The sequence below is a fragment of the Stenotrophomonas sp. B2 genome (assembly GCF_014947095.1).
GTDB classification, from domain to species: Bacteria; Pseudomonadota; Gammaproteobacteria; order Xanthomonadales; family Xanthomonadaceae; genus Stenotrophomonas; species Stenotrophomonas maltophilia_P.
Genome location: NZ_JADCQA010000010.1, coordinates 18,535 through 42,447 on the forward strand (window position 1 = coordinate 18,535; position 23,913 = coordinate 42,447).

The window sequence follows — 23,913 nt, forward strand, 5'->3', positions numbered from 1 at the left end:
CAGCTTTTCGAGCGTCCATGCGTCGACATTGCCAGTTGCCGTCCCGCAGCATCATCCACTCAGATCCGGTGACCACTGACGCCCAAGCGGTAATCATCCAGATCCCGGAGCTGGATTCCGTTCCTGGAGAACATGATTTCGAGCTCCTGCAATTCTGAATCTCTACCGATCACAGCGATGAATTCTTCAACCGTTGGATGACTCACAAAGATCTCGTTGTCCACTTGAGCGGTAAGCCGCCACGACCTGCCTACGGATGGCGATCGATACGTTTGATAGGAACGCTCAACGAGATGCAGCGAATCGAATCATCGGGACCAGAAAAATCAACTGCGAGCTCCAAGCCACCGACGCACCAGACATCTACCTCACCATCAAATCCCATTTCAACAGCATCCCCTGCATTCAGCGCATCGAGCCGCCCCCTTACATGTCGGCGCAGCATGGAAAAGCTCAGTGCGCAGGGCAACGGGCCAGAGTAGGCAAGCTCTTCCTTCTTGTTCTTCTTACTCTTTCTCGGCCCCCAGAACGCTGCGCTCGTCAGTACCCAGGGCCCATCGTCCAGGTCATGGTACGGAATGTCCGCCAGCAGGCCGATATCCTTGAATTCCAACTGCAGCGTATTTTCCTCGTCAGTCCAGAACCGCATTCCCGCCAGCTTCAACGGATAGTGGCGAAGGTCGCGCTCACCGATTTCCAGTTCAAGGAGCAAGCGGGCCAGGGGCGCCGAGCTCGTGTCTTGACCTATCGCCTGCATTACTACGTCAATGTCGGGAAGCTTCATGTGGTTGTTCACTGGTCTGAAGAGAGCAGGCCCCACTGGTTGGTCAGCAGAACGGAGGAGCGAGCACATGGTGACGCGTGCCGGTTTCGGGGAAACCCGCCAGATCGCAAACTTCACCCCCTTCGCCTGCGCCTTCCGTCCAACCACCGGTGCTTGGATGCCGTCGCATCGACTGGAAGACCTTGTGGCACAGGGCCAGGGGCCCTGCAAAGACGTCGCCACGTGTCGAACCCATCCCCGTTCCCGTGCTTGTATCGGCTGGCGTCGGCTTGGCTCAGGTTCATGGTTCAGAGCAACTGGCCGCCCCACACAGGGCCGATCCCGACAGCGCCCCTCGACCGGCCCGCACACGCCAGCTCGGACGCCGACCACTGACGGCTCCCCTTACGCAACGATCCGATACGCTGGAGGGGTTTGCCGTATGTGGCCTCATCGGTGAAAATCGGGACATCCCCCTCCCCGAACCCTGCGAGTGCCGATGCACCATGACACCGACCTGATCAACATCGTCGCCGTTGGCCTGGGGCTCGCCTTCATCTTCGGCGCGCTGGCCAACAAGCTGCGCTTGTCTCCCCTGGTCGGGTATCTGGTTGCTGGCATCTGCGTGGGGCCATTCACCCCGGGGTTCGTCGCCGACCAGGCGCTGGCCAACCAGCTGGCCGAACTGGGCGTGATGCTGCTGATGTTCGGCGTCGGCCTGCACTTCTCGCTGAAGGACCTGATGGCGGTCAAGGCCATCGCCATCCCGGGTGCCATCGGCCAGATCGCAGTGGCTACCCTGCTCGGCTGGGGCGTGGCGTGGTTGATGGGCTGGCCGACACTGCATGGGGTGATCTTCGGCTTCTCGCTGGCCACCGCCAGTACCGTGGTCCTGCTGCGGGCGATGGAAGAGCGCCGCCTGCTGGAGACCATGCGCGGCAAGATCGCAGTAGGCTGGCTGATCGTGGAGGATCTGGCCTGCGTACTGGCACTGGTGATGATGCCGGTGCTCGCCGGCGTGTTCGGCCCCGATGCGGCCAAGGAAACCCACACCGTCGGCAGCGTGCTGGCCGATCTGGGCTGGACGTTCGTGCAGCTTGGCCTGTTCGTGGCCGTGATGCTGGTGGTCGGTCGGCGGGTCATTCCCTGGATCCTCGAACGCATCGCCGGCACCGGCTCGCGCGAGCTGTTCACCCTGTCAGTGCTGGCGATCGCACTGGGCGTGGCCTTCGGTTCGGCCATGCTGTTCGGCGTGTCCTTCGCGCTGGGCGCGTTCTTCGCCGGGATGCTGCTCAACGAATCGGAACTGAGCCACAAGGCGGCGCATGATTCGCTGCCGCTGCGCGATGCGTTCGCGGTGCTGTTCTTCGTTTCGGTGGGCATGCTGTTCGACCCCAACATCGTCGTGCAGCATCCGTGGCAGGTACTGGCCACGGTGCTGATCATCATGTTCGGCAAGTCCGCCGCCGCCTTCTTCATTGTGCGTGCGTTCGGCCACCCGAGCAGCACCGCGCTGACCATCTCGGCCAGCCTGGCGCAGATCGGTGAGTTCGCCTTCATCATCGCCGGCCTCGGTGTCTCGCTGCAGATCCTGCCGAAGGAAGGACAGTCGCTGGTGCTGGCCGGTGCACTGGTGTCGATCATGCTCAACCCGCTGGTGTTCGGCCTGCTCGACCGCTGGCAGGCGAAGCAGGAGCAGCTGCCGCAGGCGCCGGAGCCGGAAGAAGCCACCGGGCCCTCGCGCGACCTGCATGACCACGCTATCGTGATCGGCTACGGCCGGGTTGGCAGCGAGCTGGCGCAGGTGCTGCGCGACCGCGGCGTACCGGTGCTGGTGATCGATGACAACAAGGACCATGTCGAGCGTGCACATGCCAGTGGCCTCGCGGCGATCCGTGGCAGCGCCGCGGCCGACCGGGTGCTGGCCGAGGCCCACCCGGAGCGCGCCAAGATCGCCGTCCTGGCCATTCCGCAGCCATTGGAAGCCGGCGAAGCGCTGGCCAAACTGCGCGCGATCAATCCCGAGCTGACCCTGCTGGCACGGGCACACAGCGATGCTGAAGTGAAGCACCTGCTGGAACATGGCGCCGATGGCACGGTGATGGCCGAGCGCGAGCTGGCCTATTCGCTGGCGGAGATGATCATGTCCACCCCGCCCTACCGGAATCTCGGCCAGCACAGCATTCCGGTGGTGTGAGGCAGGGCGGACGGCGTAGCGCCGGGCCATGCCCGGCGGCTGCCATGAAAAATCCCCGGTCGACCCGCATCGACCGGGGATAGGTAACACCAGTGCCACGCCTTGGAGAGGCAGCTCCACCGTAGCGCATCGCGGCGGCGGTGGTGATCGCCACTGGCGATGACGACCAAGCGCCTGGCTATCAGGCGCCGGCCAGCGCCTGCTGCAGGTCGGCCTGCAGGTCGCCGATGTGCTCGATGCCGATCGACAGCCGCACCGTGTCTTCGCTGACCCCGGCGCGGGCCAGTTCATCGGCATCCAGCTGGCGGTGGGTGGTGGATGCCGGATGGGTGGCCAGCGACTTGGCGTCACCCAGGTTGACCAGCCGCGTGAACAGCTTCAGTGCGTCCAGGAAGCGGGCACCGGCCTCACGTCCGCCAGGAAGGCCAAAGGTCAGCACGCCTGAGCCCTGCCCACGCAGGTAACGCTGTGCGCCCGCATGCTCTGGGTCATCCGGCAGGCCGGCATAGCGCACCCACGCCACCTTGGGATGCTGCTTCAGATACTGCGCCACGGCCAGCGCGTTGGCGTTGATCCGTTCCATGCGCAGGGCCAGGGTCTCGATGCCCTGCAGGATGAGGAACGCATTGAACGGCGAAAGCGCCGCGCCGGTATTGCGCAGCGGCACCACCCGCGCACGGCCGATGTAGGCGGCCGGGCCGAGGGCGTCGGTGTAGACCACACCGTGATAGCTCGGGTCCGGCTGGTTGAGACGGGCGAAACGCTGTGGCTGCGCCGTCCAGTCGAAGCGGCCCGAATCGATGATCGCTCCCCCCAGACTGTTGCCATGGCCGCCGAGGTACTTGGTCAGCGAGTGCACCACGATATCCGCGCCATGCTCGAACGGGCGCAGCAGGAAAGGCGTGGCAACCGTGTTGTCGACAATCAAGGGCACGCCGGCGGCATGGGCGACTTCGGCAATCGCGGCGATGTCGGTGACATTCCCGCGTGGATTGCCGATCGACTCCACGAACACCGCCTTGGTACGGCTGTCGATGAGGGGAGCAAAGGCTGACGGATCGGCCGGGTCGGCGAACCGCGCCTGGATGCCGTACTGCGGCAGCGTATGCGCCAGCAGATTGAGGCTGCCGCCATACAGCGCACTGGCGGCGACGATGTTGTCGCCTGCTTCGGCGATGGTCTGGATCGCATAGGTGATCGCAGCCTGCCCGGATGCCAGCGCCAGCGCACCGATCCCGCCTTCCAGCGCGGCCAGACGTTGCTCCAGCACGTCGGTGGTGGGATTCATGATGCGGGTATAGATGTTGCCCTGCACCTTCAGATCGAACAGATCGGCGCCGTGCTGGGTGTCATCGAAGGCGTAGGCCACGGTCTGGTAGATGGGCACCGCCACTGCGCGCGTGGTCGGGTCGGGCCGGTAGCCGCCGTGCACGGCCAGGGTTTCCAGTTGCCACTGCGGATCACTCATCGCGTCAGGTTCCATCCGGGGAAACCTGCACGATAGGCGACCCCACCGCGCACGCTGAGAGCCGCTGGCGATGAGCCCGTAACCTGTGGTTATCAGGACCTGCCCGGCAGCCCGCAGGTTCCCGCCCCCATGGGCGGGAACCCGGCCGACATCAGGCCTTGGCGAACACCAGGTGACCGCCGTCGTTGCCGACCTCGATGGTGTCACCGTTGGCGAAGGCGCCCGACAGGATCTTCTGTGCCAGCGGATTCTCCAGCTGCGACTGGATCGCGCGCTTCAGCGGGCGTGCGCCGTATACCGGATCGAAGCCCACATTGCCCAGCAGGTCGAACGCGGCGTCGGACACCACCAGCTTCAGGCCGCGCTCGGCCAGCCGCTTCTCCAGCCCGCGCATCTGGATGCGCGCGATCTGCTTGATCTGCTGCTTGTCCAGCGGGTGAAACACCACGATATCGTCGAGGCGGTTGATGAACTCCGGACGGAAGTGCGCCTGCACCACCCCCATCACCGCGGCCTTCATCTGCATGTAGGCCTCCGGGCTGTCGTCACCGCTCATGTCCTGGATCTGGTGCGAGCCCAGGTTCGAGGTCATCACGATGACGGTATTGCGGAAGTCCACCGTGCGGCCCTGGCCATCGGTCAGGCGGCCATCGTCCAGCACCTGCAGCAGGATGTTGAACACGTCCGGATGCGCCTTCTCGACCTCGTCGAGCAGGATCAGCGAGTACGGACGGCGACGCACGGCTTCGGTCAGGTAGCCCCCTTCCTCATAGCCGACGTAGCCCGGAGGTGCACCGATCAGGCGGGCGACGCTGTGCTTCTCCATGAACTCGCTCATGTCGATGCGGATCATCGCGTCGGCGCTGTCGAACAGGAATTCGGCCAGGGACTTGCACAGTTCGGTCTTGCCGACGCCGGTCGGGCCCAGGAACAGGAACGAGCCGGCAGGCCGGTTCGGGTCGGACAGGCCCGCGCGTGAGCGACGCACCGCGTCAGACACCACCTTGATCGCCTCTTCCTGGCCGACCACGCGGTTGTGCAGCACCTCTTCCATCCGCAACAGCTTGTCGCGCTCTCCTTCGAGCATCTTGTTCACCGGGATGCCGGTCCAGCGCGACACGACCTCGGCGATCTCCTCATCGGTCACCCGGTCCTGCACCAGCTTGAAGTCCTTGTGCTCGGCTTCCTGGGCAGCCGCCAGCTGCTTTTCCAGTTGGGGCAGCAGCCCATACTGGATCTCGCTCATCCTGGCGAAATCCTGCCGGCGCTGCGCGGCTTCCAGCTCCAGCTTGGCCTGCTCCACCTGCTCCTTGATCTTCGTTGCGCCCTGCAGCGCGGCCTTCTCCGACTTCCAGATTTCATTGAGGTCGGAGAATTCGCGCTCCAGCACCTCGATGTCATTCTCCAGATCGGCAAGGCGCTGCCGCGAGGCATCGTCCTTCTCCTTCTTCAGCATTTCGCGCTGGATCTTCAGCTGGATCACGCGCCGCTCCAGCCGATCCAGTTCCTCGGGCTTGGAGTCGATCTCCATGCGCAGGCGCGAGGCGGCTTCGTCCATCAGATCGATGGCCTTGTCCGGCAGCTGGCGGTCGGTGATGTAGCGGTTGGACAGCGTGGCCGCAGCAACGATCGCCGGGTCGGTGATCTCAACGCCGTGGTGCAGGGCGTACTTCTCCTTCAGCCCACGCAGGATGGCAATGGTGTCCTCCACCGAAGGCTCGCCCACGAATACCTTCTGGAAGCGGCGTTCCAGTGCGGCATCCTTCTCGATGTACTTGCGGTACTCGTCCAGCGTGGTGGCACCGATGCAGTGCAGCTCGCCGCGCGCCAGCGCCGGCTTCAGCATGTTGCCGGCGTCCATCGCACCGTCAGCCTTGCCGGCCCCGACCATGGTGTGCAGCTCATCGATGAACAGGATGATCTGCCCTTCGTTCTTGGCCAGGTCGTTCAATACGCCCTTCAGTCGCTCCTCGAATTCACCGCGGAACTTGGCGCCGGCGATCAACGCGCCCATGTCCAGTGACAGCACGCGCTTGCCGCGCAGGCCCTCAGGCACTTCGTCGTTGATGATGCGCTGGGCCAGCCCTTCCACGATCGCGGTCTTGCCCACGCCGGGTTCCCCGATCAGCACGGGGTTGTTCTTGGTCCGGCGCTGCAGTACCTGGATGGTGCGGCGGATTTCCTCGTCACGGCCGATCACCGGGTCCAGCTTGCCGCTCTCGGCGCGCGCGGTCAGGTCGATGGTGTACTTCTCCAGCGCCTGGCGCTGCTCTTCGGCGTTCTCCGACTGCACGTTCTCGCCGCCGCGCAGCTTGTCGATCGCCGACTGCAGGCGCGCCTTGTCGGCACCGGCGGCGCGCAGCGCCATGCCGAGCGTGCCGCCATCCTCCAGCGCCGCCAGCACGAACCACTCGCTGGCGATGAAGGCATCGCCGTGCTGCTGGGCCAGCTTGTCGGTGTGGTTGAGCAGGCGGTTGAGATCATTGCCGATCGACAGGTTGCCGGCCTGCCCGGACACCTTCGGCAGCGCGTCCAGCGCCTCGTCCAGGCGCTCGCGCAGCACCGGTACATTGACACCGGCCTGCGCCAGCAGCGGGCGCGTGCTGCCGCCCTGCTGGTCCAGCAGTGCGCTGAACACGTGGACCGGTTCGATGATGCTGTTGTCGCGGCCCACGGCCAACGACTGCGCGTCCGCCAGCGCCTGCTGGAAACGCGAGGTGAGCTTGTCCATCCGCATTGCGAATCCTCATCGGTCGTCAGTGCCGGCCCGTGCCGGCGATGCTGGAAAGATGCGGTTGCACCACCCGGTTTCAAGGGTGGCTGCGACTGCACCCCGGGGCCAGTCAGCCTGGGGCCAGCATGCCGGAACGGGTGTGGTCGGCGCGTTGATCCGGATCAGTACGCATGGCGGGCCGCGCCCGCGATCGCTCAGCGCGCGATCGCGCCGCGGATCGCCCGGAGCTGCTGCTTGACCGCCCGCGATTGCGCCACACCCATGCGCAGCAGGGCCTTCTGGCCAATCGAGCGCGCCTGCAGATCCGGATCCACGAAGCGGTAGCGGCCCCGTTCATCGCGTTGAACGAGGGGCGCCTGCTGCGGCTCCGGGGTCTCCAGCAGATGGTCGATCACCGCCACCAGGCGATCATTGAAGTAGCCCTCTGGCCGCCCAAGATCGACATAGGCCTGCTGGATCAACGGGTAGAAGCGCTTGTACGCCGTAGCCGTTGCCGCCGGGTCCAGCGCGGTGAATGCCTGCACATAGGGCGCATAGCGCGCGGCGTTGCTGGCGGCGATGCGTTCCCCGCCCTCGCCCGGCTCGACCTGCAGGCTCCCCGGCAGAGGCCGCGCGGCCAATGCGGTCGGCGGAACACTGGGCTTGTCCAGATTGTCGACCTGGGTCACCAGGCGCTGGATCAGGTGATCGCGCAGCAGCAGGGTGAGCGGCCCCTCCCCCTGGAACAGCTGGCTCAATGCGCTCCAGGCCACGATATCGCTGTCGGCCAGTTTCGGCAGCGCGGGATCGGCCGCGGCTTCGGTGTCCAGCGGATGCTGGATGGCGGGCGGCGCCGGTGCGGTTTCTGCGGCCGCCTTCGGTTGTGGCGGTGCGCCAGCACTGGCGGGGGGCGACTGCACCGGCACCGGGACACCGTCCGCCAGGCTCTTGAGCTGATCGCGGAACAGCCAACCGCCCGCGCCACCGATCACCACCACACCCAGCACCCAGGGCCATACCGCCTTTCCACTCTGCATGATGCAGTCCCTCGTTTTCCATCTGCATGGACAAGGTGTGACCCTCTCGATTCCCGAGGGTTCCCCGCGTGTTCCGCTGCCGTTGGGGTTGGCGCCGCACGCAGGGCACACTCACGCCTGCTTTGCGCGCGCTGCGCGAGGCTGTGCACCTTGTCGTGGAGAGACCGTGTCATGCACTACGCGTTGTACTACTGGACCGGCATCCAGGGACGTGGCGAATTCGTACGATTGGCCTTGGAAGACGCTGGCGCCGACTACATCGACATGGCGCGGATACATGGCGACGCCGTGATGCAGCCCTTTCTCGATGGCCACAGTGAGGGCGCGCAACCGTTCGCTCCCCCGTTCCTCAAGGCGGGGCGACAGGTCATCGCGCAGGTCGCAGCGATCCTGGATTTTCTCGGCCCGACCCTGGATCTGGTGCCGCAGGCCGCGGCGCGGCGCATGCAGGCGCTGCAGTTGCAGCTGACCATTGCCGACCTGGTGGCTGAAGTACACGACACCCACCATCCGATTGCCGCGTCGAAGTACTACGAGGAACAGAAGACCGAAGCCAACGCACGTGCGGCGTCATTGCGCAGCGAGCGGCTGCCGAAGTTCCTCGGCTATTTCGAGCAGGTGCTGGCGGCCAACGGTGGCCGCCATGCACTGCGCGAGCACTCCTACGTGGATCTGTCGCTGTTCCAGCTGATGAGCGGGCTGGACTACATGTTCCCGCGCCGGATGCAGGCACTCACGCCGCGCCTGCCCCTGCTGCGGGCACTGCAGGAGCGGGTGGCGAAGCGACCGAACATCGCTGCCTATCTCGCGTCGGAGCGGCGATTGGCGTTCAACACCAACGGCATCTTCCGCCACTACCCCGAGCTGGACGGAGAGCGGTAGCGCCGGGCCATGCCCGGCGTTCCCGGTCAATGATCGGCGCGATCACCCAGCGGCTTCACCGCCTGCTTCTGCAGCGACAACAGCCCCAGCAGCAGTGCCAGCGCCACGTAAGCCCCCGCAAACTGCCAGCTGATGGTACGCGCCAGGCCTTCAAGGTCCCACGGCAGATAGATGCCGCCGCGCGGATCCACCGAGTGGATCAGGCCGAACAGGGTCAGCACAGCCGCCACCAGCAGGAAGCCGCAGGCGCGGCGCAGACGGCCGTCAACCATCGCGGCCACGGCGGAAATCCACAGCATCGAGGTGATGATGAAGCCGTTGCCCAGAGTGAAGATCACCGCCAGTTCCGGCAGGCCGTGTCCATCGAGCTTGGTCAGCAGCTGCGGCAGCTGGTCCGGTGCGATCCAGCCCGGCGCCTTGATCGCCAGCAGGTAGGCCACCGAAGGCAGGAAGCCGAACACCATCGCTCCGGCGTGCTGTCGCGGTGTGGCCTGGAAGGCCTGGGTGGTGATGTCGATGGCGACGTACACGATGATCGGCGCCAGCACCGCCAGCGGCAGCCACTGCACCAGCCCGGAAATGATGCCCAGCATGCCGCCGATGCCGACGAACAGGCCCGTCAGCAGCGTGTACCCGCTGCGTGCGCCCATGTGCTTGTATGCAGGCTGGCCGATGTAGGGGGTGGTCTGCGCGACACCGCCGCAGACACCGGCCACCAGCGTGGCCACCGCTTCCACCAGCAGGATATCGCGGGTGCGGTAATCATCCCCGGCCGCGCGCGCGCTCTCGGACACGTTGATGCCACCGACCACCATCAGCAGGCCGAACGGCAACAGCAGCGGCAGGTAGGTCATTGCCGTGGGCAGGCCGTCCAGGAAGCCCAGCGTCGGCAGCGGCAGCACCACCTGCGGCGGCGTCCACGCCGGCACGTGGAAGCCGGGGGCCCCCAGTCCCGCCAGACCGAGGCCGTAGTACAGGACGGTGCCGAACACGAACGCCAGCAGCACACCCGGGCCACGCACCGGCAGCCGGCCCTTGGCGATCAGCACATACAGCAGCAGGCCCAACGTGGTGAAGCCGACCAGTGGCGAACGCAGGGTTTCCAGCAACGGCAGCAGGCCCATCAGTACCAGCGCGATGCCGGCGATGGAGCCGAGCAACGCTGCACGCGGCAGCGCGCGGGTGACGGCTTCGCCGAAGAAGGAGAGCACCAGCTTGAGCGCGCCCATGATGACCAGCGCCGCCATGCCCAGCTGCCAGGTCGCAATGCCGGCGGCATGCGGGTCCATGCCCTGCTGCTTGAACGCGACGAACGCCGGACCGAGCACCAGCAACGCCATGCCGATGCTGGTAGGCGCATCCAGCCCCAGCGGCATCGCCGTGACGTCATCACGCCCTGTGCGTGCCGCCAACCGGCGCGCCATCAACGTGTACAGCAGATTGCCGATCAGCACGCCGAAGGCGGTACCGGGAAACATGCGGCCGAACACCACGTCGGCGGGAAACTGGAAGATGCCGACCAACGCCATGGCGATGAAGCCGAGGATGGAGAGGTTGTCGACGACCAGGCCGAAGAAGCCATTGAAGTCACCGGCGACGAACCAGCGACGCGGTGCGGCGGAAGCGGGAGCGGACATGGAAGGGGCGATGGGGGTGGGGAGCGCCGATGGTAGGCCCAGCGGGGCCGGCGCGCCAATTCCACGGTGGAATGATGGGTTCCAGCCAACGGCGGGGCCCCTCGTGGCCGGGCGCAAATCGCAGATCCCGGGCTGGCCCGTGCGGGTGGGCGTCGCGGGGGACGCCGTGAACCCATCCCTGGGGGCTTGGCGGCGGCATCCATGCCGCGGACACCCCCGCGACGCCCACCCGCCCGGCCCCTGACAGTTTCCCGCGTGTGCCAGCCACGGAAGAGAATCAAAAGATCAAAAGCAAAGGCAGGCTCTCGTTGTAGCGCCGAGCGCATGCTCGGCTGCCATACGCGAAGCCTCTGAGCCGAGCATGGCTCGGCTACAGAAGATCATCCCGATCACTCCTTCGTTCATCCACGCATGGCGTGGTTCTACCGTGTCGACCAAGGTCGACACCCATCAGGCAACAGCCATGCCATTCCGACAGATCACAGGAATCTGTCGAAGGCGGGGTGGGTCCGGTTGCGGGGGTGTCCGCGGCATGGATGCCGCGGCCAAGCCCCCAAGGACGGGTTTACGGCGTCCCCCGCAACCGGACCCACCCCGCCATCCCTCAGGAAACCAGCTTCTGCTCTGGCTCTGGCTCTGGCTCTGGCTCTGGCGCGTAGCGGGTGCAGGGCGCAGCCCTGCATCGCCCCCCCCTCACTTCTTCAGGAAGTTGTCCACCAGCAGATGCTTCACGTCGTCGAAGCGGCCATTCAACACCGCCTTGGCCGCATACAGGGCCGTACCCGCCACCTGTTTGGCCTCGATCTGCGGCGGCATCACCAGCTCCGCCCGGCTGGTATGCACGTCCAGCAATGCCGGACCGCGCTGGGCGAGGAAGTCCTGTACGGCCTCCTCCAGGTCCTCGCTGCGGGTGACCGTGCGGCCATGGAAACCGATCACCTCGGCCAGACGGCCGAAATCCGGATTCTTCAGATCGGTGTAGTTGTCCAGCAGCCCTTCCACCTTCTGCTCCAGCTCCACGAAGTTCAACGAACCGTTGTTGAACACCACCACCTTGATCGGCAGCTTCTCCTGCACGGCGGTCAGCAAATCGCCCAGCAGCATCGCCAGGCCGCCATCGCCCGACAGCGAGATCACCTGCCGGCCCGGGAACGCCTTCTGCAGGCCCAGCGCCTGCGGCATCGCATTGGCCATCGTCCCGTGCAGGAGACTGGTAAGCGTGCGGCGACGGCCATTGACGCGGATATGCCGCAGCACCCACACCATCGGCGAGCCACCGTCGGCGGTGAACAACGCATCGTCGCTGGCGTATTTCGACAGCAGCGCGGTCAGGTGCTGCGGATGGATCAGTTCGCCCTCGCCCGGCTGCTCCTCCTGCTCACGCTTGGCCAGCGCCTTGTCGCGACGCTCGATGCACTCGTCGAGGAACGTGCTGTCCTCGCGGGGTGGCAGCATCGGCAGCAGTGCATCCAGCGTCGGTGCGATGTCACCCACCACGCCCAGGTTCACCGGATGGCGGCGACCGAGATGGCTGCCATCGCGATCGACCTGGATGATCGTCGCCTTGTCCGGATAGAACTGCCCCCAGGCAAAATCGGCGCCGAGCAGCAGCAGCGTGTCGCACTCCATCAGGGTGTGGAACCCGGATTCGATGCCGAAGATGCCGGTCATGCCCATGTTGTACGGGTTGTCCGGCTCGACGAAGTCCTTGGCACGCGAGGTGTGCGCGATCGGGGCCTGCAGGCGCCGGGCCAGTTCCAGAAGCTGCGCATGGGCGCCCTGGCAACCGGCACCGGCATAGATGCCGATGCGCTTGCCCTGCCCCAGCAACTCGGCGATGCGCTGCAGCTCGCCATCCGACGGGCGCAGCACCGGCTGGGCGTAGTGCACCGAGAACGGCACATCGTGCTTCACCTCGGCCTGGCTGATGTCGGCCGGCAGGATCACCACCGCCACGCCGCGGCGGCTGATCGCCGCCTGGCAGGCCAGGGCGACCACGCGTCGTGCCTGCGCCGGGCTGTGCACCTGTTCGCAGAACACCGTGCAGCTGCCATAGACCGCCTTGAAATCCACTTCCTGGGGGAATTCCATGCCCAGTTCGCTGGTCACCACCTGGCTGGCGATCAGCACCATCGGTGCGCGGTTGCGGTTGCTTTCAAAGATGCCATTGATGAAATGCAGGCCGCCGGGACCGCAGGAGCCGGCACAGGCCGTCAGCTCGCCGCTCACCAGCGAATCGGCGCCGGCGGCGAAGGCGGCCACCTCTTCGTGGCGCACATGTACCCATTCGATTTCGCTGCGATGCAGTGCATCGGTGACGTGGTTCAACGTGTCGCCGACGATGCCATAACAGCGGCGGACACCCGCCTGCTGCAGGGTATCGACAACGATCTCGGCAACGCGCTTGCTCATCGGATGCATCCTCGAACGGGGGAACGTCCGAGGCTAGACCCGACGAAGTGATGCCTCCGTGGGCAAGCCACGCATCGCCTCGACAGGCAAACTGCAGAGCGATATCGGGTCAATCGTTGACGTTGATCCAGCCCACCACCGCGCCGCTCTTCGGGTTGCGATACCGCACCTTCAGCCAACCCTCGTGTTCATCCAGCAGTTCCACGCGGTCGCCCTGCAGCAGGTAACGCTGGGTGCTGGGCGCACCGGGCCGGTCGAACAGGAACAGGCGCGCCGGCACCACGGTGGCCTGCTGGCTGCGCAGCGGGCCGTCGGGCGGTGCGCCCAGGCCATCAGCGATCGCGCTCTCCAGCACACGACCGGTGGGATCAAAGGTGCGCCAGACCGCCGACGGGCCCTGCTCGTCGGCCGGCACCCACCGCAGTGCGGCGTTCAGGGTATCGCCCAGCATCAAGACGCGCTCGGCGCGATACAGATAGAGTTTCGCGCCTGCAAACCGGTACTGGTCCGTGTACCACATCGGGCCGCTGCGGCAGCTGCTGGTCAACGTGCGCGTGGCGGCATCAACGGTGAGCCCCATCAGGCCGCCGCAGTTGTCACGCCCATGGGTTTCGGCCTGCAGCGCGCGGAAACCACCGCTGGTCGGATCGTAGCGATACACCGCCACCGCTTCATTGACCATGCCGACCGACGCCCGCGCAACCAGCTCCGGGCGCCCATCGAAATCAACATCCTCGGCTGACAACCGCGAATTGCCGTCGACGTCCGGGGCACCCGGCAGGCTCAGCCGCTTGCCAGAGGGCAGCAGCTGCACGGCAATGCTGCCGTCCTCCGCCACCTCAGCCTGCACGCCAATGCCAGGTGCCGCCTCGAAGCGCAGCGACGCATCGCTGTCAGCAGCGTGCGCCAGCGGTACCAGCAGGCCCGCCAGCAGGCCAATCACGGTGTCCCTGTGTCTCATCGTCTTTCCCTGCGACGCCAGGGCGGCGCCTCCCGGTCAGAACGATACGTCAACGGCCTGTCGCGACCACAGCACCGACTGGTGCCCGGTCTGCTGCTTCCACGCCAGGCGGATGGCTTCGATGTCGGCACGACGCTGCGGGCTGTCTTCGTGCAGCACCACCAGTACCTTGGTGCGCAGGCGGTTCGGCGCAGCATCACCCCGGAACAGCCACTGGCCGTAGGCATCGAACACGGTCAGGCCATCGGGGAAGCGCGGGGTCACTTCCTTGTCCAGGAACGTCCGCCACTGCGCCTCGCTGATGGTGTCGGCCTGCGGTCGGTTGCCGGCGCCCTGCTCCTCGCCCACCCCGAAGTACAGCTCGCTGCGCACCCAGCCCTGGCCAGCGGACGGGCGTGCGGCATCCCCCTTCAGTTCAGCGGTCGCGGCCGTAGCGTAGGCGCTGGGCGCCTGCGAGGAGAGGCTGGCGCAGCCACTGGCGGCAAGCAGAACAGCGAAGGCAAGGCCAAGGTGTTTCATCGGTACAGCTCCGGGGAAGGGGGACAGTGCGAGCCGGCAGCGTACAGCGCCACCGGCCCGGCGTGCTGATGCCAACAGGGCATCAGCTCATGCCGGACCGGCAGGGGCTTGCATCAGCACCGGTCATCACGCGAAGATAATATATCGCTTCATCCGGATGGATGTAAGTGAAACTATCTCCCCCCTTCCCCGTCGTCGTTGTTGCTGGAGCCCCCATGTCCGCCCGCCTGCCCGCGTCGCCGCTCGGCCTCGCCATTGCCCTTGCGCTCTCCCCCATCGCCCCGGCCCTGGCCCAGGACGCCACCAACCTCGACACCGTGATCGTCACCGGCACCCGTGCCGCCGACCGCACGGTGCTCGAATCCACCTCGCCGGTGGATGTGCTTACCGCCGAGGACATCCGCAAGGCCGGCGTGGTCAACGGCGAACTCGGCAGTGCGCTGCAGGCGCTGTTGCCGTCGTTCAACTTCCCGCGCCAGTCCAATTCCGGTGGCGCCGACCACGTCCGCGCCGCGCAGCTGCGCGGCCTGTCGCCGGATCAGGTACTGGTGCTGATCAACGGCAAGCGCCGCCACCACACCGCCCTGGTCAACACCGACAGCAAGATCGGCAAGGGCACCACGCCGGTCGACTTCAATGCCATCCCTGTCAGCGCGATCAAGCGCATCGAAGTGCTTCGCGACGGTGCCGGCGCGCTGTATGGCTCCGACGCCGTGGCAGGTGTCATCAATGTGATCCTCGACAATGGTGGCGACGGCGGCGAGATCGAAGCCAGCTACGGTGCAAATCACACCGATCTGAAGCCGATCGGCCGCACCCTTACCGATGGGCAGGCCGGCAACATCAGCGCCAAAGTGGGCACCTCGCTGGGTGAGGACGGTGGCTTCCTGCGCGTCGGCCTGGAGTACAAGCACCGCAACGGGACCAACCGCGCCGGCTTCGACCAGATTCCACCGTGGGACCAGACCCCGGACAACCTGGCACTGCAGGGCAAGCGCAACTACGTGCTGGGCGATGGTGAGAGCAAGGACATCAACCTGTGGCTCAACACTGAAATCCCGGTCGGCCAGACCTCCACCTTCTACGCGTTCGGTACCTTCAACCAGCGCGATACCGAAGGCGCGAACTATTTCCGCTACCCGGACGGCGAGGCCAACTGGAAGGAGGTCTATCCGAACGGTTACCGGCCGGTCTCCGAAGGCGAGAACCGCGACGTGCAGGCGGTCGCCGGTGTGCGCGGCCAATGGGGTGAGTGGAGCTACGACGGCAGCCTGGACCATGGCCAGAACGATTTCACCTATCGCCTGCGTGATTCGCTCAACGCCTCATTGGGTCCGGCCAGCCCGACACGCTTCAAGACGGCTGATTATGAGTACGCTCAGACCGTCGGCAACCTGGACCTGAGCCGTGTGTTCACCCAGAGCGACAGCATCAGCCATACGCTGGGCCTGGGCGCGGAAGCGCGCCGTGAGCGCTACCAGACCCGTCCCGGCGACCCCGCCAGCTATGCGGCCGGCCCGTTTACCGACCGTCCCACCGGCTCGCAGGCCGGCGGCGGCCTCACGCCGCAGGATGCCGCCACCCTGTCGCGCGACGTGGCCAGCGCCTATGCCAGCCTGTCCAGCCAGTTCGGCGATCACTTCTCCAGCGACCTGGCTGCGCGCTACGAGCACAGCGATGATTTCGGCGGCGAACTGACCGGCAAGCTCGGCCTGCGTTACCAGTTCACCCCGGCCTTCGCCCTGCGTGGCGCGATCTCCAACAACTTCCGCGCCCCGTCGCTGGCACAGATCGGCTACGAGTCGACCTCCACTGGCTACAACGCCGGCGGCCAGCTGGTGCAGGGCCGGCTGCTGTCGGTCAACAATCCGATTGCCCGCGGCCTGGGCGCGCAGGACCTCAAGCCCGAAAAGTCGATCAACACGTCGCTGGGCTTCACCAGCCGCATCGGCGAGCACTTCGACCTGTCGCTGGACTTCTTCCAGATCGACATCGATGACCGCATCGCGCTGTCCGAAAGCATCACCGGCGATGCGCTGACCGACTACGTCGCCGCCAACTACGGCGTCAGTGGCCTGCAGAGCGCCAGCTTCTTCGTCAATGCCGCCGATACACGTACCCGTGGCGCCGAACTGGTCAGCAACTGGCGGCAGGCGCTGGGCAACGGCCAGCTGCTGCTGACCGGCACTTACGCCTATACCAAGACCACGCTGAAGAACGTGCTGGCTACCCCTGCACAACTGCAGGCGCTCGATCCGGACTATGTGCTGTTCGGCATCGAAGAGACCAACACGCTGACCGACGCCACCCCGCGCACGCGCGGCAGCGTCTCTGCAGCATGGAGCAATGACCGCTGGTCACTCAGCAGCCGGGTGAACCGCTATGGCAGCGTCACCCGTGTCTTCAACTTCGGTGACGGTTACATTCCGCGCCAGACCTACCAGGCCGAATGGCAGCTGGATGCAGAAGTGGAGTATCGCATCAGCGCCCGATGGAGCGTGGCCATCGGCGGACAGAATCTGACCGACAACTACCCGGATCGATCCAATGAGGACATCCATTACTTCGGCAATCTGCCCTACGACGTGCTTTCGCCGATCGGCAGCAACGGCGCCTACTACTACGGCCGCGTCCGTTACACGTTCTGACCGCGGCTGACGCGTGTCTGCGGTGGTGCGGACCGTGGGTCCGCACTGCCCCGCTCCGGTACCGCTCCCTTGTGCCGGCAACCGACAGACAGCGCCGACGCACCGTCGTCGCCTGCTCTCGACCCCACGTACACGCCCACGCTGGCAGGCTGGGCGTCATGGCTGAACCGCTCCCCCTGCGTCCGCCACCTCCATTGCTGGACGATGCCTGCGCGTTGTTCCTCGATGTCGATGGCACCCTGATTGAATTCGCTGCACGACCGGACGCCGTGCAGCTGCTGCCCGATGTGCGTGAGGCCATCGGTCGTATCAGCGACCGCCTGGAAGGTGCCGTAGCACTGGTCAGTGGCCGTCCTCTGGCACAGCTTGACCAGTTGTTCGCGCCTCTGCAGCTGCCTGCGGCCGGCCTGCACGGCCATGAACTGCGTGGCCAGGACGGACGCGTGCTGCGCGACGAACATGACGATGACACCGCCGAATGGCTACATGCCCTGCATCAGCAGGCGATGCGTTTTGCCCATGGCCATCCCGGGGTACTGGTGGAAGACAAGGGTGTGGGCCTGGCCCTGCACTGGCGCGAGGCGCCGCACGCTGGAAGCGAGGTGCGGGCGTTCGCTGACCGCCATGTGCGCGGTCGCTCCAGCTACCGCCTGCAACCCGGCGATCACGTGGTCGAGTTCGTGCCCGTCGGCACCGACAAGGGCCGCGCGATCCGGCGGATGATGCAGTACCTGCCGTTCCGGGGCCGCCTGCCCGTGTTCCTCGGCGATGACCTGACGGATGAATTCGGATTCGACGCCGCCAACGGCCAGCATGGCTGGAGCGTGCTGATCGGCGAGCGTGAACCCAGCGCCGCCGTGTTCGCGCTGCCTGACATACGCAGCGTGCACGCCTGGCTGCGCGAGAATGCCTATTGACCCGGCCACCCCCACGGCCGCAACCGAGATGTACCGCGTGATGACCCAACCCGATCTTGATCTGGGCGTGGTCGGCAACGGCAGCTTCGGCGCCCTGGTCGACAAACATGCCCGTGTCGTCTGGAGCTGCCTGCCCACCTTTGACGGCGACCCCACCTTCTGTGCGCTGCTGGGCCCGAACCAGCAGACAGGCGGCGACTTCGCCGTCGAGCTGGAGGACTTCGCCGACAGCGAGCAGGAATATCTCACCAACACCGCCATCCTGCGCACGGTGCTGCGCGACACGCATGGAGGTGCGCTGGAGATCCTCGATTTCGCGCCACGCTGGCGGCAGAACGACCGCTTCTACCGGCCGGTCAGCCTGATCCGCCAGGTGCGGCCATTGGCCGGCAGCCCACGTATCGTCATCCGCGCACGGCCGCTGGCCGACTGGGGCGCACGTGTTCCCGAATCCACGTGGGGCAGCAACCACGTGCGCTGGATCCTGCCCGACCACGTGCTGCGACTGACCACCGATGTGCCGGTCCGAATGGTCCGTGATGGCCTGCCGTTCGTCCTCAACCACCCTGTGCACCTGATCCTGGGCGTGGATGAATCGCTCAACCGCTCGATCAGCGGCTATGTGCAGGAAGCGTTCCAGCGCACGCGTGACTACTGGCGCGAATGGGTGCGCTATCTGTCGATCCCGCTGGAATGGCAGGACGCGGTGATCCGCAGCGCGATCACTCTCAAGCTGTGCCAGTACGAGGACAGTGGGGCGATCATCGCGGCGATGACCACCTCGATTCCCGAGGCTCCCGGCAGCGTGCGCAACTGGGACTACCGCTACTGCTGGCTGCGCGATGCTGCGTTCGTGGTGCGTTCGCTGAACCGGCTTGGCGCCACCCGTACGATGGAACAGTTCCTCGGCTACATCTTCAACCTCGCCACCACCGACGGCACGCTGCAGCCGCTGTACGGTATCGGATTCGAGGCCAAGCTGGACGAGGACGAAGTCCCCAGCCTGTCCGGCTACCGCGGGATGGGACCGGTGCGCCGCGGCAACCTGGCCTGGGTACAGCGCCAGCACGATGTGTACGGCAGCGTGGTGCTGGCCTCCACCCAGCTGTTCTTCGATCGTCGCCTGCAGGACCCCGGGGATGCCCATACCTTTGCCCGGCTGGAACCGCTGGGCGAACAGGCCTTTGCCCTGCACGACGTCCCCGACGCAGGCCTGTGGGAGTTCCGCGGCCGCACCGAGGTGCACACCTACACCAGCGCGATGTGCTGGGCCGCCTGCGATCGCCTGTGCAAGATCGCCGTGAGGCTCAAGCGCGATGACCGTGCACGCTACTGGCGCGAGCGCGCCGACATCATCCACGCGCGCATCATGCAGCGGTCCTGGAGCGAATCGCTGGGCCACTTCACCGACACCTTCGACGGCCATCGCCTGGACGCGTCGCTGCTGCTGCTGGCCGACATCGGCTTCATCGATGCACTCGACGCACGTTTCATCGCCACCGTCGAGGCCATCGGCCGCGACCTCAAGCATGGCAATTCGCTGTACCGCTACATCGCACCGGACGATTTCGGCGAGCCGGAAACCAGCTTCACCATCTGCACCTTCTGGTACATCGATGCGCTGGCGGCGATCGGGCGCATGGATGAGGCACGCGAGATGTTCGAGACGCTGTTGAAGCAGCGCAACCATCTTGGCCTGCTGTCAGAGGACCTGGCCTTCGACAGCGGCGAAGCATGGGGCAACTTCCCGCAGACGTATTCGCATGTGGGTCTGATCACGGCAGCGATGCGCCTGTCGCGTTCGTGGCAGGAGGCATCATGAGTCGTCTGGTGGTGGTCTCCAACCGCGTTGCCGTGCCCGGCGAGAACCGCGCCGGGGGCCTTGCGGTGGGCCTGCTGGCTGCGCTCAAGGAGCGCGGCGGCATGTGGTTCGGCTGGAGTGGCAAGACCGTGCGTGATGGCAGCGGCGCGCTGCATGAACAGCAGGACGGCGACATCCGCTTCGTCACCATGGACCTGAACAAGCGCGAGGTGGACGGCTACTACAACGGCTTCGCCAACCGCACGCTGTGGCCGCTGCTGCATTTCCGCCTGGACCTGGTCGACTATGACCGCGGCACGCGCGAGACATATCACAAGGTCAATGCGATGTTCGCGGACAAGCTCGCGCCGTTGCTGCGCGAGGACGATATCGTCTGGATCCACGACTACCATCTGATCCCGCTGGGTGCCCTGCTGCGCGAGCGCGGCATCGGCTGCCGCATCGGCTTCTTCCTGCACATCCCGATGCCCTCGGCGGACCTGCTGCAGGCCATGCCCGACCACCTGCGGCTGTTCTCCGCGCTGTATGCCTATGACCTGGTGGGATTCCAGACCCAGCGCGATGCCGATCGCTTCCAGACCTACCTGCGGCTGTTCGGCGGCGGTCGCGTGCTCGACAACGGCGAACTGGAGGCCCCGGGGGGGCGCCGCTTCCGCGCTGCCGCCTTCCCGATCGGCATCGACACCGGGCTTATCGCGCGTCAGGCCAGCACCGCAGCGGCCAAGGCCGCCGTGAAGAACCTGCGGGCCAGTCTGCGGGATCGGCAGCTGGCCATCGGCGTGGACCGCCTGGACTATTCCAAGGGGCTGCCCGAACGTTTCCTCGGCTTCGAACGTTACCTGCAGCGCCACCCCGACCAGCGCGGCACCCTGACCTACCTGCAGATCGCGCCGGTCTCGCGCGGTGATGTCACCGAGTACCGGCAACTGCGCAGCCAGCTGGAACAGATCGCCGGGCACATCAACGGTGGCCATGCCGAGCCGGACTGGACGCCGCTTCGCTACGTCAACCAGAACTTCACCCATGCCACCCTCACCGGCTTCTACCGCGCGGCGGCCGTCGGTCTGGTCACCCCGCTGCGCGATGGCATGAACCTGGTCGCCAAGGAGTACGTCGCCTCGCAGGACCCGGAGGATCCGGGCGTGCTGGTGCTGTCCCTTCTGGCCGGCGCCGCCGATGAACTGAAGCAGGCGCTGCTGGTCAACCCGCACGATCTGGACGGCGTGGCCGATGCCATCGCCACGGCCGCCACCATGTCGCTGCGCAAGCGCCAGGAGCGCTGGCACGCCATGATGGAGCACCTGCGCACCTACGACATCAACCATTGGCGGCGCAGCTACCTGGACGCCCTCGAAGGCTGAATCAGGCGCATTCTGTACGCCGAAACTTGACGCTTTTGGCTCGAAAGTAATTGCGCATGCAACCATCCCGCCGCTGTGGCGTGATCTCCACAGCCACTGTCGCAAGTGGCACTCAGGCAGGCGAACGTCCTGCTGCCCCAAGGCTTCCAGCCAGCTGCGTGGCGTCCTCGCGACGCCATCGCGGAAAACGAAAGAAAATGAACCGGCGATATTTCATTTCGCATTGACGCGACCTCCCCACAGTGGCGCCCCCAGAGCTCCTGCAATCGACAGAAGCCGCACCGTGCACGACTGCGTGCACATCACTCCGGGGATCCACTGCATGCACGCGTACGACCGTTTCATCGAAGAAGCCAGCCACCGCCTGGGACTGGGCCATCGCACCCGTTGGGTGGTTGATGTGATTGCCGGCTGGATAGCCTCCCACCCACGGGGACTAGACGGACTGGAGCAGACCTTCGAGCAGGCGGGCCTGGGGGTTCACTTCCGATCCTGGCGGCGTCCCGGGCAGCCGCCGCTGCCGGTGCTGGCCAGCGACCTGCAGCGTGCGCTGGGTGATCCGGTCATGGACCGGCTGGCCCGGCGCAGCAGACTGTCATCGGGGGCGTTCCGGGTCGTGGCCTGCGATCTGCTGCCGGGGCTGATCGCATTGACGTCCCAGCCCATCGAGCCGGCCCCTTCGGAGCCGCGCCAGCTGCGCAACCGCCCGCAGCGGCAGCGACCGCAGATGGCCGGCACCCTGCTCACCCCGCGGGTGCAGGGCATGGCCCTGCGCAGCCTGCTGTGGATGATGGCCGCCGTGGTCGTACTCGGCGCTACCGCATGGCTGCAGCTGAAGGCACGCACGCCGCTGTGGACGCCACAGGCGATCGTCCGCGAGCACGACGCGCGGCTGTTCCTGCACCAGCGCGGCGCGCAGGTCTCGGTCCATGGCAGCCTGCCCAGCGACGCCCTGCGCCGCCGCCTGTGGAGCGCGTTGATTGCGGTGCATGGCGCAGGGCACGTCAGTGGCCGTATCGAGATCGATCCGCAGGCCCGGTCGCCGCGCTGGTTCGAGCGCCTGATCCGCACCCTGCCCTGCCTGCAGGGCGACGGACTGCGCCTGGAGTTCGCCGGCAACCAGCTGGATATCGACTCCACCGCCCTGAGCGAAGAGCGGCGCCTGGCGATCTCGCGGCAGCTCCGCCAGGATTTCCCCGCCCTGCGGATGAGTGGGCTGTGGGGTCCGGGCCGGGCGGCATTGTCGCGGCTGCCGGCCGATGCCGGCGCCGCGCAGCGGATCGCTGCGCTGAACCTGACCCGGCTGGAGTTCCATCCCGGCTCCAGCGAACTGCGCGGCAGCTCCAGCGAAACGCTGCAGGTGGTGGCCGACGCATTGCGCAGCACTGCGCCGGGCACACGGGTGGAAGTGGCCGCTCACACCGACAGCCAGGGCGCGTCCGAGGCCAACCGGCAGCTCAGCCAGCAGCGTGCGGACGTGGTGGTGACGGCGTTGCAGGCGCATGGCGTGCCGGCACCGATGCTGGTCGCGGTGGGGCACGGCGAAGAGCATCCGGTAGCCGACAACCGCAGCGAGGACGGCCGCGCGCGCAACCAGCGCATCGCCTATCGGCTGCTTGCGGCTCCGCACTGACACCGCGCGCGGACCGACCGGCGCATCAGTCCAGGAAACGGCCGGCCTGCTGCGTCGTCGGCAGCGTGCAGCGGTCGTGACGACCGAACCAGCGGTATCGGTTGCGGGCCAGCCTGCGATAGGCGGCATCCCGCCAGCTGCGCGGCAACAGGCGCAGCACGCCCGCCAGCCGCCATGCGCCTCCCAGCCCGGTCAGCACGCGCAGGATCGCGTCCGTGTCAGTCCAAGCGCCCTGCTCGTCCAGCAGCAGAAAGGAGCGCGGGTCCTGCGGATCCAGCCCATGGCTGCGCAGCAGCAGGCTGCCATGCGTACCCTGCATCGCTGCGAAGCGATAGCGCCCGTGGCGGTCCACACGCAGCAGGAAACGCACCCAGCGGCTGCACAGCGCACAGACGCCATCGAACACGATCACTGCGTCACTGCGGGTCGAGCCAGCCTTCATAACGGATCAGGGGTCCAATCCAGGGCAATGTCACATCAACCAGGAAAGTGTAGCGCTCTGCGGCCCAGGCCTCGCGGCAGCGCACGCCGTCGAACCAGCGCGTCGGCAGCGGCAGCAGGCCGAACACGCGGACGCTGCGCACCGACCAGTCGATGCCGCCTTCACGCGCCCGCAGCTCGAATCCGAAGTGCACCGCCCCGAGCTGCTCATGCAGACGGCCTTCCTGTGCCCACAGCCGCGACACCATCGGCCAGCGCCCGAAACGTCGCGCCCACTGCTCGCCTTGCCCGCAGGCGCTGAACACCACCTCGACCGGCAAGGCGTGCCCCTCCCTCGGCAGCCGCGCCAACGCGGCCAGCATGGGCACCAGCCAATGGCGGCCTCGTGCGATCCGCGCCTGCCCGGTACGGCGGCACGGCAGCGGCGCCGCATGCAACGCCTGCACCGGTGCTGCCAGGGTGGCGAAGGCCGGCCCCAGCACCTGCGCGAACAGCGGCACGG

The 23,913-nt window shown here is 66.4% G+C and carries 17 protein-coding genes; 7 read left to right on the forward strand and 10 right to left on the reverse strand.

What is annotated here, in order from left to right:
* Window positions 1-250: 250 nt before the first annotated feature.
* Window positions 251-784, reverse strand: a complete 534-nt coding sequence (locus tag IMX13_RS12955) for a hypothetical protein (RefSeq protein ID WP_193396490.1) — start codon at window positions 782-784, stop codon at window positions 251-253.
* A gap of 478 nt (window positions 785-1,262) precedes the next feature.
* Here IMX13_RS12955 and ybaL point away from each other — a divergent pair, with 478 nt between their 5' ends.
* On the forward strand, window positions 1,263-2,960 hold the full coding sequence (ybaL, locus tag IMX13_RS12960; protein WP_053519386.1) for a YbaL family putative K(+) efflux transporter: 1,698 nt from the start codon (window positions 1,263-1,265) through the stop codon (window positions 2,958-2,960).
* Between the two features lie 181 nt (window positions 2,961-3,141).
* On the opposite strand, the gene IMX13_RS12965 is transcribed toward ybaL, so the two are convergent.
* The 3 genes from IMX13_RS12965 to IMX13_RS12975 form a co-directional block, all read right to left on the reverse strand.
* Window positions 3,142-4,428: an aminotransferase class V-fold PLP-dependent enzyme gene (locus tag IMX13_RS12965; RefSeq protein ID WP_053519387.1), complete on the reverse strand. Its 1,287-nt coding sequence runs from the start codon at window positions 4,426-4,428 to the stop codon at window positions 3,142-3,144.
* A gap of 151 nt (window positions 4,429-4,579) precedes the next feature.
* On the reverse strand, window positions 4,580-7,165 hold the full coding sequence (clpB, locus tag IMX13_RS12970) for an ATP-dependent chaperone ClpB (RefSeq protein ID WP_065174752.1): 2,586 nt from the start codon (window positions 7,163-7,165) through the stop codon (window positions 4,580-4,582).
* A 191-nt stretch (window positions 7,166-7,356) separates the two neighbouring features.
* Window positions 7,357-8,178, reverse strand: a complete 822-nt coding sequence (locus tag IMX13_RS12975) for a DUF3014 domain-containing protein (protein ID WP_193396491.1) — start codon at window positions 8,176-8,178, stop codon at window positions 7,357-7,359.
* A gap of 171 nt (window positions 8,179-8,349) precedes the next feature.
* Between IMX13_RS12975 and IMX13_RS12980 the strand changes: the two genes are divergently transcribed.
* Window positions 8,350-9,060: a glutathione S-transferase gene (locus IMX13_RS12980; protein ID WP_065174750.1), complete on the forward strand. Its 711-nt coding sequence runs from the start codon at window positions 8,350-8,352 to the stop codon at window positions 9,058-9,060.
* Between the two features lie 26 nt (window positions 9,061-9,086).
* On the opposite strand, the gene IMX13_RS12985 is transcribed toward IMX13_RS12980, so the two are convergent.
* The 4 genes from IMX13_RS12985 to IMX13_RS13000 form a co-directional block, all read right to left on the reverse strand.
* The gene (locus IMX13_RS12985) at window positions 9,087-10,697 is read right to left on the reverse strand and encodes a hypothetical protein (RefSeq protein WP_111187260.1); all 1,611 of its coding nucleotides are present in this window, start codon (window positions 10,695-10,697) and stop codon (window positions 9,087-9,089) included.
* Between the two features lie 693 nt (window positions 10,698-11,390).
* The gene (locus IMX13_RS12990) at window positions 11,391-13,109 is read right to left on the reverse strand and encodes a thiamine pyrophosphate-dependent enzyme (RefSeq protein WP_111186744.1); all 1,719 of its coding nucleotides are present in this window, start codon (window positions 13,107-13,109) and stop codon (window positions 11,391-11,393) included.
* A 109-nt stretch (window positions 13,110-13,218) separates the two neighbouring features.
* Window positions 13,219-14,070 carry an SH3 domain-containing protein gene (locus IMX13_RS12995; protein WP_111186745.1) on the reverse strand — a complete coding sequence of 284 codons (852 nt, stop codon included), beginning with the start codon at window positions 14,068-14,070 and terminating at the stop codon, window positions 13,219-13,221.
* 36 nt (window positions 14,071-14,106) lie between these two features.
* On the reverse strand, window positions 14,107-14,589 hold the full coding sequence (locus IMX13_RS13000) for a DUF3574 domain-containing protein (protein WP_193396492.1): 483 nt from the start codon (window positions 14,587-14,589) through the stop codon (window positions 14,107-14,109).
* A 215-nt stretch (window positions 14,590-14,804) separates the two neighbouring features.
* Here IMX13_RS13000 and IMX13_RS13005 point away from each other — a divergent pair, with 215 nt between their 5' ends.
* From IMX13_RS13005 to IMX13_RS13025, 5 genes are all read left to right on the forward strand, one after another.
* Complete coding sequence (locus IMX13_RS13005) at window positions 14,805-17,237, forward strand: TonB-dependent receptor (RefSeq protein WP_193396493.1); 2,433 nt, start codon at window positions 14,805-14,807, stop codon at window positions 17,235-17,237.
* A gap of 158 nt (window positions 17,238-17,395) precedes the next feature.
* Window positions 17,396-18,154 carry a trehalose-phosphatase gene (otsB, locus tag IMX13_RS13010; RefSeq protein ID WP_053517008.1) on the forward strand — a complete coding sequence of 253 codons (759 nt, stop codon included), beginning with the start codon at window positions 17,396-17,398 and terminating at the stop codon, window positions 18,152-18,154.
* 40 nt (window positions 18,155-18,194) lie between these two features.
* Complete coding sequence (locus IMX13_RS13015) at window positions 18,195-19,976, forward strand: glycoside hydrolase family 15 protein (RefSeq protein ID WP_053517094.1); 1,782 nt, start codon at window positions 18,195-18,197, stop codon at window positions 19,974-19,976.
* Entirely contained in the window at window positions 19,973-21,337 is a 1,365-nt protein-coding gene (gene otsA / locus IMX13_RS13020) for an alpha,alpha-trehalose-phosphate synthase (UDP-forming) (protein WP_053517011.1), read from the forward strand. The genes IMX13_RS13015 and otsA overlap by 4 nt, the downstream gene beginning before the upstream one ends.
* Window positions 21,338-21,659: 322 nt before the next feature.
* Window positions 21,660-22,970 (forward strand): OmpA family protein, encoded by a 1,311-nt coding sequence (locus IMX13_RS13025; RefSeq protein WP_111186747.1) that lies wholly within the window; start codon window positions 21,660-21,662, stop codon window positions 22,968-22,970.
* 25 nt (window positions 22,971-22,995) lie between these two features.
* On the opposite strand, the gene IMX13_RS13030 is transcribed toward IMX13_RS13025, so the two are convergent.
* Window positions 22,996-23,412, reverse strand: coding sequence for a thiol-disulfide oxidoreductase DCC family protein (locus IMX13_RS13030; RefSeq protein WP_053517013.1), 417 nt, complete (start codon window positions 23,410-23,412; stop codon window positions 22,996-22,998).
* Entirely contained in the window at window positions 23,387-23,911 is a 525-nt protein-coding gene (locus IMX13_RS13035; RefSeq protein ID WP_193396494.1) for a DUF4166 domain-containing protein, read from the reverse strand. The genes IMX13_RS13030 and IMX13_RS13035 overlap by 26 nt, the downstream gene beginning before the upstream one ends.
* Between the last annotated feature and the right edge of the window lie 2 nt (window positions 23,912-23,913).

Excerpts from the sequence above, each read along its gene's own strand:
- IMX13_RS13030 (WP_053517013.1), bottom strand. The coding sequence starts at position 23,412 with ATGAAGGCTGGCTCGACCCGCAGTGACGCAGTGATCGTGTTCGATGGC.
- IMX13_RS12975 (WP_193396491.1), bottom strand. The coding sequence starts at position 8,178 with ATGCAGAGTGGAAAGGCGGTATGGCCCTGGGTGCTGGGTGTGGTGGTG.
- IMX13_RS12965 (WP_053519387.1), bottom strand. The coding sequence starts at position 4,428 with ATGAGTGATCCGCAGTGGCAACTGGAAACCCTGGCCGTGCACGGCGGC.
- IMX13_RS12980 (WP_065174750.1), top strand. The coding sequence starts at position 8,350 with ATGCACTACGCGTTGTACTACTGGACCGGCATCCAGGGACGTGGCGAA.
- clpB (WP_065174752.1), bottom strand. The coding sequence starts at position 7,165 with ATGCGGATGGACAAGCTCACCTCGCGTTTCCAGCAGGCGCTGGCGGAC.
- IMX13_RS12985 (WP_111187260.1), bottom strand. The coding sequence starts at position 10,697 with ATGTCCGCTCCCGCTTCCGCCGCACCGCGTCGCTGGTTCGTCGCCGGT.
- otsA (WP_053517011.1), top strand. The coding sequence starts at position 19,973 with ATGAGTCGTCTGGTGGTGGTCTCCAACCGCGTTGCCGTGCCCGGCGAG.
- IMX13_RS13025 (WP_111186747.1), top strand. The coding sequence starts at position 21,660 with ATGCACGCGTACGACCGTTTCATCGAAGAAGCCAGCCACCGCCTGGGA.
- ybaL (WP_053519386.1), top strand. The coding sequence starts at position 1,263 with ATGCACCATGACACCGACCTGATCAACATCGTCGCCGTTGGCCTGGGG.
- IMX13_RS12955 (WP_193396490.1), bottom strand. The coding sequence starts at position 784 with ATGAAGCTTCCCGACATTGACGTAGTAATGCAGGCGATAGGTCAAGAC.
- otsB (WP_053517008.1), top strand. The coding sequence starts at position 17,396 with ATGGCTGAACCGCTCCCCCTGCGTCCGCCACCTCCATTGCTGGACGAT.
- IMX13_RS13005 (WP_193396493.1), top strand. The coding sequence starts at position 14,805 with ATGTCCGCCCGCCTGCCCGCGTCGCCGCTCGGCCTCGCCATTGCCCTT.
- IMX13_RS13000 (WP_193396492.1), bottom strand. The coding sequence starts at position 14,589 with ATGAAACACCTTGGCCTTGCCTTCGCTGTTCTGCTTGCCGCCAGTGGC.
- IMX13_RS12990 (WP_111186744.1), bottom strand. The coding sequence starts at position 13,109 with ATGAGCAAGCGCGTTGCCGAGATCGTTGTCGATACCCTGCAGCAGGCG.
- IMX13_RS12995 (WP_111186745.1), bottom strand. The coding sequence starts at position 14,070 with ATGAGACACAGGGACACCGTGATTGGCCTGCTGGCGGGCCTGCTGGTA.
- IMX13_RS13015 (WP_053517094.1), top strand. The coding sequence starts at position 18,195 with ATGACCCAACCCGATCTTGATCTGGGCGTGGTCGGCAACGGCAGCTTC.